The sequence below is a fragment of the Actinoplanes teichomyceticus ATCC 31121 genome (assembly GCF_003711105.1).
In the GTDB taxonomy this organism is placed as follows: Bacteria; Actinomycetota; Actinomycetes; order Mycobacteriales; family Micromonosporaceae; genus Actinoplanes; species Actinoplanes teichomyceticus.
The window spans coordinates 3,281,949-3,293,628 of the sequence record NZ_CP023865.1 but is presented as its reverse complement, the minus strand read 5'-3'; the positions used below and the strand labels follow the sequence as shown (position 1 = coordinate 3,293,628).

Genomic DNA, 11,680 nt, shown 5'->3' with positions numbered 1-11,680 from the left:
TCACCCGGGTCCCTTCCGGACCGGCCGCCGCACTATCACCACGTCCGGGATCCATCCACGAGCCGCACCCTCGCCCCGGTAGCGAATTCGGTGTTCCACCGGAGCGGCAGCGATGCGCTCGCTAGGCTTCGGTGTCGTCGAACCGCAGCTCAACGCGGGTGTCACCGCCCACGGGAACACCATCGCCGAGATTGGTGAGTTCTCGTGTCGAGAATGGCTCCGGGTGACGCCGCGCCCCGATACAACGGAAGGAAACAGCGCGATGAACCGACGTCGGTCCAGATCCGGCACAGCATTCCGGACGGTCGCCGCATTGTTCGCCGCAGTGCTGCCGGCCGTGGCGGCCGGCGCCGCCCCGGCCGCCGCGAGTCCGTTCCGCTCGACGGCTGTGCTGGTCGCCGCGGGCCGGGGCCCGGCGGTGCTGGAGCGGATGCGCGAGGCGGTCGGTCCGGCCGGCACCGCCGCCGCCGCCAAGCAGTGCTACTCCGATGTGTCGATCCTCTCCGACGCCAACGGCCAGTACGTGACCGTGGAGGTCGACTACGACGCGCTGCTGGAGAACGCGCTGCGCGCCGTCGCGCCGGGCCCGGGCCCGAACGAGTTGTTCTACGTGTGCCGCAACAACGTCACCGGCTACACCACACTCAAGTCGCAGGCGAACAACCTCTACGTCTCCGCCGAGTTCGACTACACCGGCGACTACCAGGGAACGCTGCGCGCCCGCGCCGGCTCGGTCTGGTCGTGGGAGGGGTACTACACGAGCGCCGACCCGGGCCACGGCGCGTTCACCATGCAGATCGACAACCGGTACGTCACGGCCGAGCTGGGCCTGACCGGGCTGCGGCACGCTGTCCTGCGGGCCGCCTCGCCCAGCGCCGGCCGGACCGAGACCTTCCGCTGGTAGCCGGGCCCGCCCGCCGGGCGGTGTCGAGCCGGGCGGCCCGGTCCAGCTCGCATACCGGTGGCGGGCGCCCGGCTACGGCGACGCGCCGGCGGGCGCGCCGGTCGTCTGCGGCAGGGTGACGCGGATGGTGGTGCCGCGTTGCCCGTCGGGGTTGGGCCCGGCGGTGATCGTCCCGTGGTGGCGCTCGACGATCAGCTGGGCGATGGTCAGGCCGAGACCGGTTCCGGCGATGGCGAGTTCGGTGGTGATGGCGCCGCGGAAGAAGCGCTGGAAGACGTGCGGCAGCTCGTGCTCGGGGATGCCGAATCCGGTGTCGCTGACGACCAGGTCGGCGAGGTGGCCGGTGCTGGTCAGCCGGACGGTGACGGCTCCACCCGCCGGGGTGTAGGTGACGGCGTTGTCCAGCAGCGCGGTGACCATCTGGTACAGCCGGTGCCGGTCGGCGTGCAGCGGCGTGATCGGCGCGGCGTCGCAGGTGAGGGTGATGTTCTTGGCGGCTGCTTGGGCCTGCCGGTCATGGACGGCGCCGGTGACGACGGTGCTGAAGTTGATGTCGGCCGGCCGCAACGGGCTGCGGCCGGCGTCGAGCGCGGACAGGTCCAGCAGCGTCTCGACCAGCCGGCGCAGCCGGATGCTGCCGCGCCGCGCGGCGTGGATCATGGGTAGCAGGTCGGCCACCGGTTCGTCCGGGTCCGCGGCGTGCATCAGATCCAGGTACGCGTCGATGACCGTCAGCGGGGTGCGCAGCTCGTGGCCCACCAGGTTGAGGTAGTCGTCCTTGGTGCGGCTGAGCACCTGCTGGAGCTGCTCGGCGCGGCGGGCGGCGGTGATGTCGTGAAAGACCGCGACCGCGCCGAGGCGTTGCCCGTCGGGGCTGGTGATCGGATGCCCGTTGATCCGGAACAGCCGGCGTTCCCCGTGCAGGTGCAGGATGTTCTCCTCGCCGCGGACGGCCTCGCCGCGCAGTGCGCGCAGCAGGCTCGTGCCCTCCGCCGGGATCGGGGTGCCGTCGGTGTCGGTGATCGGCAGGCGGGCGGCCCAGTCCTCGGCGCTGCGCTGCAGGTTCGGTGTCCCCAGGCGTTCGCGCAGGGAGCGGTTCACCACGACCAGCTCACCGGCGGCGTCGCAGGCGGCCACCCCGGTATCGAGGCTGTCCAGCAGCGTGTCGAGGAACAGCCGCTGCTGGTGCTCGCGCTCGCGGGCGTACTGGGCGGCGACGAACGCGGTGCAGGCCTGCGCCCCGTCGTCGACGGCGGTCAGCTCCTCCGCCGACCAGGCGCGGGTGCGGTAGTCCATGACCGCGCACACCCCGACGATCTGCCCGTCCGGGTCCAGGATCGGGAACCCGGCATACGCGCGCAGGCCCGCCGAGCGGGCCGGCGCGTCGACCGGCACCCGGTCGTCGGCGTCCACGTCCGTGATGACCAGCGGGAAGCCACCGCTGATCACGATGCCGGCCAGCGTCGAGAACATCGGCACCGGCTCCCCGCGGCGGAAGAGCGCCGGTACGTCGTAGCCGCCGATCAACCGCAGCCGCCGGCCGTCCCTGATATTGATCATCGCGCAGGCGGCTCGGGTGGCCCGCGCGGTCAGCGCCGCCATCCGGTCCGCGGCGCTCTGCGTCATCCCGCCGGCATCCATCTCCATCGCGGTCATCACCGCCGCGGGCATCCCTCCGGACCCGGTGACCGCCGCGCCGCCGCGCTCGTCCTCCCCCATCAACTCATCATCGCGCCGGCCGCGCAGCCGCGGACCTGATCAGCTCAGCCGCACGGCGCCCGGGCGGGCCGCGCCGAGGACCCCGGTCCCGCGCCAGGCGCCGGTCCCCGTACCGCGGGAATCGCCGCACCCCGCGGGAAATCGCTGGACCATGGGTGGGGGGTGAGGCGAGGTGGGGACCGCCGAGGGCGAGCGGGCCGGTGATCCGAGCGGATTGCCGGCGTGGGCGGTGGCCGGGCCGCGGGACGACGAGCTGGTGCCGGTGCTGGATCGGCTGACCCGCTCGGCGGCGCGGCTGGCCGACGCCCCGGCCGCGGCCGTGATGCTGGCCGATGCCGGTCGGCAGGTGTTGCTCAGCGCGGCGGGGCTGCCGGAGGCGGCGGACCCGAGCGGGCGGACGCTGCTGTGCCACGCGCTGTGCCAGCGGGTCGTCGACGCCGGTGAGCCGATGGTGGCCGCCGACATCCGCCTCCATCCGCTGCTGGGCGCTGCTCCGGCGGTGGGCCAGCGCGCGCTGGCCTACGCGGGGTTCCCGCTGCGCCGGCCGGACGGGCCGGTCCTGGGGGTGTTCTGCGTGCTGGACACCAGGGTGCGGCAGTGGGAGCCGCGGCAACTGACGGCGGCGCAGGACATGGCGCAGGTCGCCGCATCGCAGCTCACCCTGCGGATGGCCCATGCCGGGCTGGCGGCGACGGCGGACCGGCTGCGCACGGTGCTGGACACGGCCAACGACGCGTTCATCTCCCTGGACGAGCGTGGCACGATCACCGCGTGGAACGCCGCGGCGCAGCGGCTGTTCGGCTGGAGCGTCGAGCAGGCGGTCAGCCGCTCGGCCGCCGAGCTGCTGATCGCGCCGCCCAGCCGGGACGCGTACGAGCAGGCTCTGGCCACCGTCATCGACACCGGCGCGTGTCCGCCGGCCGGGCAGCGCCTGGAGATCGCCGCTGTCGACCGCGCCGGGCGGCAGTTCCCCGTCGAGTTGACCCTGCAGGCCGGCCGTGGCCGCGACCAGGATCGCTGTCACGCGTTCCTGCATGACATCAGCGTCCGCAAGGCCGCCCAGCGGGAGCTGGAACATGAACGCACGTTCCTGCAGGCGCTGCTGGACAGCCTGGACACCGGGGTGGCCGCCTGCGACAGCCACGGCAGGCTGGCCCTGCTGAACCAGGCGCTGCAGGCGGTGCTCGGTCCCGGCGCCGAGAAGGTCGGCCCGGAGCACTGGGCCGACGTTTTCCACCTGTACGCCGCCGACGGGCGTACCCCGCTGCGCTCCGACCAGGTGCCGCTGACCCGGGCGTTCAACGGCGAACGCATCGACGACGAGCAGATCGTCCTCCGCGAGCCGGGGGTGCCGGCCCGGCGTTTCGCGGTCAACGGCCGGCCGATCGACACCCCCGACGGCGGCCGCCTCGGCGCGGTGGTCGCCCTGCACGACATCACCGAACGCCACACCAGCGAGGCGCTGCGCCGGGTGCGGCACGCGGTCGCTCAGGCGCTGGCGGACGCGGACAGCGCCGAGCAGGCCGCGACCGCGACCCTCGCCGCCATCGCCGGCGCCTTCGGGTGGACGTACGGGGAGTACTGGCAGCCCGACGGCGAGCTACTGCACCGGCTCGGTGTGTGGAGCGCAGCGGACCGCGACGTGTCCGTGCCCGGCGGCGCGGCGCAGCGCCCCCTGCGCCGCGGGGAGGGGCTGCCCGGTCTCGTCTGGGCCACCGGCGAACCGCGGCGCACCCGCGACCTGCCCCCCGGCGCCCGCGACGCCGAGCTGCGGCAGGCCGGTCCGCACGACGCCATCGGGCTCCCGGTGCACGGCGGCGAGCGGCTGGTCGGAGTGCTGACGTTCCACCACGACACCATCGAGGAGCCCGACCCGCAGCTGCTGGCCGTGCTGCACGACGTGTGCAGCCAGCTGGGGCAGCACGTCGAACGCCGGCGCGCCGACGAGCTCGCCCACGAACTGGCCGCCGCTCGCCGGGACCTCGACCGGATCATCGACCAGGTCAACGACTTCGTCTGGACCTTGGAGGTCCTGCCGGACGCCGGCATGCGGGTCGTGTTCGCCAGCCGTAACAGCAGCGGCGTGTTCGGCGGGCACTTCCCCACCGACGCCGACCCGGCCGAGACCATGCGGCGCCACGTGCACCCGGACGACCGGGGAGCCCTCGACACCTTCCTGCACACCCTGGCCGACGGCCGGTCCGCCGAGCTGGAGTGCCGGCTGCTGGGCACCGACAACGTCGTCCGGTGGTTGTGGGCCCGCGGCGTCGCCCGGCACGAGGGTGACCGGCTGTTCATCGACGGCATCAGCACCAACATCACCGAACGCCGGCACCTGGCCGAACAGCGCGAGCAACTGCTGGCCGAACAGCAGCAGCACGTACACCGGCTGCAGGAACTCGACCGGATGAAGGACGAACTCGTCGCCCTGGTCAGCCACGAACTGCGCAATCCCATCGCCACCATCCGCAGCTACATCGAGATGACGCACGACGACCCCGACCTGTCCGACGACCACCGGGCCTTCGCCGATCTCGTCGACCGGCACAGCGCCCACCTGCAACACCTCGTCGACGACCTGCTCGACCTGGCCCGCCTCGACGCCGGGCGCATGAGCATCGACGCCCGCCCGGTGTCGCTGCGCCGCCTCATCGACCAGAGCATCAACGACCACCGCCCGGCCGCCGACGCCCGGCACCTCACCATGAACGTCGACCTGCCGCGGCACCTGCCCGCCCACGCCGACCCGGCCCGGCTGCGCCAAGCCCTGGACAACCTGCTGTCCAACGCCGTCAAGTACAGCGAGGAGCACGGCCACGTGACCGTCACCGCACACCACGACGACCAGCACGCCACCATCACCATCAGCGACGACGGCATCGGCATCCCGCCCGAGCAGTACCCGCACCTGTTCGAGCGGTTCTTCCGGGCCAGCACCGCCACCAACCGCGGCATCAAGGGCACCGGCCTCGGACTGGCCATCACCAAGGCGATCATCGACGCCCACGGCGGCACCATCACCGCCGGCCCCAACCGGCCCCGTGGCACCACCTTCACCGTGCGACTGCCCACGACCCTCTGACCGGAGCCGTCGCCGGTGACCTCACACCGGACGGTGCGGGTTTGCGTTGGAGCGCGCTCGAAGCCCTACCGTCGTGGTCATGAACGGGAACGAGCAGTTGATGCAGGCGCTGCGGCTCGCCGTCGACCCCCCGGACGAGGTGTCGGTCGACGCTCTGCGGAACCTCGTCATGGACGACGACTCCGGCCGGTGGGACATCGCCACGACCGCCGAGCACGTACGAGTGAGTCCGCACACGTTGCGCTACTACGAGCGCGCCGGACTGGTCACGGTGCCGCGCAATGCGGCGGGCCACCGGGTCTACGACGCGGCCGCGGTGCGCCGGCTGGTGTTCCTGACCCGGATGCGCACCTCCGGAATGCCGATCAGCGACCTGCGGCAGTACGTCACGCTCGTCGACCGCGGTGATGTCACCATCCCGGACCGCCTGGACCTGCTCGTCGAGCACCGCGACACGCTGCGGGCCCAGCTCGCGCAGCTCCAGCTGGCGCTGGCCGCCACCGAATACAAGATCGCAATGTACGGAGGGGCGACTCAGCCATGAGCACCACGCAGCACGATGTCGACAACGCCGGCAACCTCGCCCGGCGTCAGCACGGCCTGGACGTCCTGGCCCGGATCGACGGCGATGCCGGTACCGCGGTCGTCGACTCGCTCGCCGACGTCTCGCCCGCGCTCAGCCACCACGTGGCGGCGTTCGCGTTCGGCGACATCTACGACCGGCCCGGCCTCGACGCGCGCTCACGGCAGTTGGTCACGATCGGTGTGCTGACCGCGCTCGGCGGCTGCGAACCTCAGCTGCGGATCCACGTGGGCGCCGCGCTCAACGTCGGCCTCAGCCGGGACGAGATCGTCGAGGCGATCCTGCACTGCGCGGTCTACGCCGGATTCCCGCGGGCGCTGAACGCCACGTTCGCCGCGAAGGGGGTCTTCGACGCCCGGCGCCCGCAGCCCACCTCCCCGGCGCCGTGACCCCGAACGACGCCACGCTCCCGCGCCGCGCCGCGCCGGGCCGGGCCGCGCCGGGCCGCGCCGGGCCGCGCCGGGCCGCGCCGGGCCGGGCCGGGCCGCGCCAACGTGACGCGGGCGCCACGGGTTGCGGCCGGCTCCCCCCAACGGAGGCGAAGGTCGCCGGGTCGGGTTAGCCCGACCGGGCCGTAAGCCCGATGTTCCCCGGTAACGCCCACGACGGGTCACCGCAAGCCGTTAACTTGCTGGCATGGGTCCTCAATAGCGGCAATAACTGCCAGAGGAGAGCGAAATGGTAGAGCCAGCGGCGCACGGTGACAAATCGACCAAACTCGGCCGGCGAACCCTGCTCGCCGGCACCGCGGGAGCCGTCGCGGCATCGGTGGGCACAGGCGCACTGACCCCGCCCTGCGCCGCCGTGGCCAGCGCCGCGGCCCCCGATGTGCCGGCAGTCTGGCGACATGCGGTCGAGTGGACCCGCGGCAGCGACATCGCGGTGCGGGCCGGCCGGGACAAGGAGGGCCGCTTCGGCGTCATGTTCAAGCACGCCGAGGCGTACGCACCGCCGGACGAGCTGCTCAAGTCGCTCGCCGCGCAGATGGGCGAGCCGACCGGCCCGAACCCGACCGACTTCGACAACCCGCGTATCCCGGCCGGATTCACCTTCCTCGGCCAGTTCATCGACCACGACATGACCCTGGACCGCACCCCGCTGCCCGAGCAGCAGACCGACCCACGGGCTCTGACCAACTTCGACACCCCGCTGTTCGACCTGGGCTCGCTCTACGGCCGCGGCCCCGACCAGGACCCGGGCCTGTACGAGGCGGACCGCACCCGGATGCGCGTGGTCCGTAACGCCAACGGCGTCGACGACCTGCCCCGCCGCGCCGACGGCGGCGCCATCATCGGCGACGCCCGCAACGACGAGAACCTCATCGTCGCCCAGCTTCACCTGGTCTTCGCGAAGTTCCACAACCGCCTCCTGGAGACCGGCCTGGCCACAAGCCTGGCGGAGGCGCAGCGGCTGACCCGCTGGCACTACCAGTGGATCATCATTCACGACTTCCTGGAACAGGTCGCCGGCGCCGAGGTGGTGGGCCGGTTCCTGGACAACAAGGGCAAGGTGAAGCGGCAGTTCTACAAGCCGAAGAACCCGCACCGCCCGATGATCCCGATCGAGTACTCGGTCGCCGCGTACCGCTTCGGACACAGCATGATCCGAGCCGGCTACCTGCTCAACACCCGCACCACCCCGCCCGCGGCGGCCGCCATCTTCGGCGCCGAGGGCAGTGACCTGCGCGGTAACCGGCCGTTGCCGGCCCGCCTCGAGATCGACTGGTGGCACTTCTTCGACGTACCCGGAAAGCCGACCACGCCGCGCAACCGGGCCCGCCGCATCGACGGCAAGCTGTCGCTGCCGCTGTTCAACCTGCCGAGCACGGTGGTGTCCGACGGCACCAGCGCCTCCCTCGCCGAGCGCAACCTGATCCGCGGCAAGCGCCTGGGCCTGCCCGCCGGTCAGGACGTGGCGAGGCTGATGGGCGCCACGCCGCTGACCAACGCGGAGCTCGGCCTGCCCGACCCGGGCAACGCCGGCTGGCAGGGCAAGGCGCCGCTCTGGTTCTACCTGCTGAAGGAGGCCGAGCTCACCCGCTCCGGCGAGCGTCTGGGCCCGGTCGGCGGCCGGCTCGTGGCCGAGGTCATCCTCGGCATCATGGATCCCGACAAGGAGGGCTTCCTCAAGCGGAACCCGGGTTTCCGCCCGGCGGCGCCCATCGCCCCGGCCACCGGCCAGTTCCGGATCGGCGACTTCATCAAGTTCGCTCAGAACCTCTGACCCGGTCACCCTGCTCTCCGGCGATCCGCGGCCCAGCGTGCCGCCTCGCCCGGGAGGCCGGCGACGTCGCCGCGCGTCGGGGTTCGCCATCACGCCTCGGTCGCGCCGGCCCGGGGACCGCATCGCATCCGATCCGGCGCGGCCGGGATCTCAGGTGGCGTGCAGTGCCCCCACCAGGCTCTGCAACTCGGGCAGCTGCTCCGCCCGGGCCAGCGAGCCGGCCAGCGTCCGGTCGTGGGTCGGCCGGGCCTGGGCCAGCAGCTGCTGGCCGGCCGGGGTCAGCTCGGTGTAGATGCCGCGCCGGTCGTCGGCGCACAGGATGCGGGTGAGCAGGCCCCGGTCCTCCAGGCGGGTGACCAGGCGGGTGGTCGCGCTGCTGGACAGGGCGGCCGCCCGGGCGAGTTGCTGCATGCGCATGTGCCACCCGTCCTGGCGGCTCAGCGCGTCGAGCACGGTGTACTCCACCACTGACAGCCGGTGCGCGGCCTGCAACTCCTTCTCCAGGGCGGTCTCGATGAGGCCGTGCAGCGCGGCGAGCCGCCGCCAGCCCTGGGCGCGGATCTCGACCGCGTCGTTGGCGATCCCCATGCCGGTCTCCTCCCGCGAGATGCTCCTCACCCTACACCGCCTTGCGCGGATATAGCGCGCCTGCAACTATCTGTTCGTTGCATATGCAATTAGTGCACACGCTGGATATTGCACGCGCTTGAGGAGTTCTTCGTGCCCATCGCTCTGTACGCACTCGCCATCGGCGGGTTCGGCATCGGCCTGACCGAATTCGTGATCGCCGGCCTGCTGCCCGAGGTCGCCGCCGACTTCCACGTCACCGAGGCGGTAGCCGGCGGCCTCATCTCCGGGTACGCCCTGTCCGTCGCGGTCGGGGCGATCGCGCTCACCGCCGCGCTGGGCCGCATCGACCGCCGCCGCGCGCTGCTGGCCCTGATGGTGCTGTTCATCGCGGGCAACCTGCTCTCCGCGCTCGCCCCGGGCTACGGCCCGATGCTGCTCGGCCGCGTCCTCGCCGCGCTGTGCCACGGCGCGTTCTTCGGCATCGGCTCGGTCGTGGCGGCCGACCTGGTGCCGGCCGAGCGGAAAGCCGCGGCCATCTCGGTCATGTTCGCCGGACTGACCGTCGCCAACGTGCTGGGCGTGCCGCTCGGCACGTTCCTCGGACAGGCCGCGGGCTGGCGCGCCACGTTCTGGGCGATCGCGGTGATCGGCGTGCTGGCCCTCGCCGGCATCGCCGTCCTCACCCCGGCCACCCCCGTCCCGGCCGGTGGCGGTCTGCTCGGCGAGTTCAAGGTCTTCGCCAGCGGCCAGGTCTGGCTGTCGATCCTGGTGACTGTTCTCGGGTACGGCGGCATGTTCGGCGCCTTCAGCTACCTGGCCTACACCCTGACCGGGGTCGGCGGCTTCCCCGCCGCGGCCGTCCCGTGGCTGCTCATCGTGTTCGGCGTCGGCCTCTTCGCCGGCAACATCGCCGGTGGCCGGGCCGCCGACCGCAACCTCGCGGTCACTCTGATCGTCCTGCTCGCCGGGCTCGCCGTGATCCTCGCCGGGTTCGCCATGACCGCCGGCAACCAGGCCGCCACGGTCGCCGGCCTGCTGCTGATGGGCGGCTTCGGCTTCGCCACCGTGCCCGGCCTGCAGATGCGCATCCTCGGGCACGCCGGGCAGGCCCCGACCCTGGCCTCCGGCGCGAACATCGCGGCCTTCAACGTCGGCAACGCCTTCGGCGCCTGGCTCGGCGGCCGCACCATCGACGCCGGCCTGGGCTACACCTCGCCGCTGTGGGCGGGCGCCGCCGTCACCGTCGCCGCCCTGCTCGTCTACCTGCTGGCGACCCGTCTTCCGGGCGGCGAGTTCGCCACCCCCACCACCACGGCCGCCGCGCGCTGACCCGCGCGCCGGCCGTGGCCCGCACCGACTCCGCACCCGCCCGCAGCGCCACGCGCTGACCGTACCGACCCACGAAACGAGGACACCATGACCGCCATCCCCGCCGTCACGCTCAACAACGGCGTCACCATCCCGCAGCTCGGCCTCGGCGTCTTCCAGATCCCCGACGCCGAGACCCGGGCCGCGGTCACCACCGCCCTGGAGGCGGGCTACCGCAGCATCGACACCGCGGCCGTCTACGGCAACGAGACCGGCGTCGGGCGCGCGCTCGCCGCGTCCGGCCTGCCCCGTGACGAGCTGTTCGTCACCACCAAGCTGTGGATCACCGACCTGGGCCGCCGCGCCGCCCGCGACGCCCTCCGCGCCAGCCTGGACCGGCTCGGCCTGGACCGGGTGGACCTGTACCTGATCCACTGGCCGGCCCCCGCGACCGACGCCTACCTGGACGCCTGGCAGGGCCTGGAGGATCTGTACGCCGAGGGCCTGGCCCGCGCGATCGGCGTCTCCAACTTCCTGCCCGAGCACCTCGACCGGGTGGTCGCGCTGGGCGGCACCGTCCCCGCCGTCAACCAGATCGAGCTGCACCCGGCGTTGCAGAACCGGGAGACCGCCGCCGCCGCGGCCGCCCGTGGCATCGCCACCGAGGCGTGGAGTCCGCTCGCCCAGGGCGCCGTCCTCACCGAGGCCCCGATCGTGGCCGCGGCCCGGGCGCACGGCGTCACCCCGGCCCAGGTCGTGCTGCGCTGGCACCTGCAGCAGGGCCGCATCGTGATCCCGAAGTCGGTCACCCCGGCGCGCATCGCCGCCAACCTGGACGTCTTCGGCTTCGACCTGACCGCCGCCGAACTGACCGCGATCGACGCTCTGGACCGCGCCGGCCGCACCGGCCCCCACCCGGCCACCTTCCAGGGCTGACCCGGGCGGCGGCGCGGCGCGCTCCGGCCGGGCGGGCGGGCTCCCGGGGCGGGCCGGACGGGTGGCGCGACGCGTGCCGCCTCGGGCGGGACGGCACCCGAGATCCGCCGGGATCGATTCGGCCGCGGCGGCGCGTCGCGCCGCCGCGCAGGCCCTGCCACCTCGATCAACAGGACGCCTCAGTGAGATCCGACTCTCTCGACCGCGCCGGGTCCGCACTTGGGCCGCCGGCATCACCACGCACCTGCAATCGGCGCTGGCCACGTTCGACACCTACCACCCGTTCCCGCCGGGACAGGATGAGGTCATCCTGGCAGGCCCTGGCCAGGCTTTCCCACCAGAGGACGGTGCGCGC

9 protein-coding genes are annotated in these 11,680 nt (G+C 73.0%); 7 read left to right on the top strand and 2 right to left on the bottom strand.

Going from position 1 to position 11,680, the window contains the following annotated elements:
• Positions 1-313 precede the first annotated feature (313 nt).
• Positions 314-904, top strand: a complete 591-nt coding sequence (locus ACTEI_RS14765; RefSeq protein ID WP_145831075.1) for a fascin domain-containing protein — start codon at positions 314-316, stop codon at positions 902-904.
• A 72-nt stretch (positions 905-976) separates the two neighbouring features.
• Here ACTEI_RS14765 and ACTEI_RS14760 read toward each other — a convergent pair whose 3' ends face one another.
• Positions 977-2,623 carry an ATP-binding protein gene (locus tag ACTEI_RS14760; protein WP_239082605.1) on the bottom strand — a complete coding sequence of 549 codons (1,647 nt, stop codon included), beginning with the start codon at positions 2,621-2,623 and terminating at the stop codon, positions 977-979.
• 172 nt (positions 2,624-2,795) lie between these two features.
• Between ACTEI_RS14760 and ACTEI_RS14755 the strand changes: the two genes are divergently transcribed.
• From ACTEI_RS14755 to ACTEI_RS14740, 4 genes are all read left to right on the top strand, one after another.
• Positions 2,796-5,705: a sensor histidine kinase gene (locus tag ACTEI_RS14755; RefSeq protein ID WP_122978186.1), complete on the top strand. Its 2,910-nt coding sequence runs from the start codon at positions 2,796-2,798 to the stop codon at positions 5,703-5,705.
• A 79-nt stretch (positions 5,706-5,784) separates the two neighbouring features.
• Entirely contained in the window at positions 5,785-6,249 is a 465-nt protein-coding gene (locus tag ACTEI_RS14750; RefSeq protein ID WP_122978185.1) for a MerR family transcriptional regulator, read from the top strand.
• Positions 6,246-6,677, top strand: a complete 432-nt coding sequence (locus tag ACTEI_RS14745) for a carboxymuconolactone decarboxylase family protein (RefSeq protein ID WP_122978184.1) — start codon at positions 6,246-6,248, stop codon at positions 6,675-6,677. The genes ACTEI_RS14750 and ACTEI_RS14745 overlap by 4 nt, the downstream gene beginning before the upstream one ends.
• Before the next feature lie 289 nt (positions 6,678-6,966).
• Entirely contained in the window at positions 6,967-8,511 is a 1,545-nt protein-coding gene (locus tag ACTEI_RS14740; protein ID WP_122978183.1) for a peroxidase family protein, read from the top strand.
• Positions 8,512-8,661: 150 nt separating this feature from the next.
• On the opposite strand, the gene ACTEI_RS14735 is transcribed toward ACTEI_RS14740, so the two are convergent.
• Positions 8,662-9,129 carry a MarR family winged helix-turn-helix transcriptional regulator gene (locus ACTEI_RS14735; protein ID WP_239082604.1) on the bottom strand — a complete coding sequence of 156 codons (468 nt, stop codon included), beginning with the start codon at positions 9,127-9,129 and terminating at the stop codon, positions 8,662-8,664.
• A 102-nt stretch (positions 9,130-9,231) separates the two neighbouring features.
• Here ACTEI_RS14735 and ACTEI_RS14730 point away from each other — a divergent pair, with 102 nt between their 5' ends.
• On the top strand, positions 9,232-10,410 hold the full coding sequence (locus ACTEI_RS14730) for an MFS transporter (protein WP_122982151.1): 1,179 nt from the start codon (positions 9,232-9,234) through the stop codon (positions 10,408-10,410).
• A gap of 87 nt (positions 10,411-10,497) precedes the next feature.
• Positions 10,498-11,325 (top strand): aldo/keto reductase, encoded by an 828-nt coding sequence (locus ACTEI_RS14725; RefSeq protein ID WP_122978181.1) that lies wholly within the window; start codon positions 10,498-10,500, stop codon positions 11,323-11,325.
• The last annotated feature ends 355 nt before the right edge of the window (positions 11,326-11,680 follow it).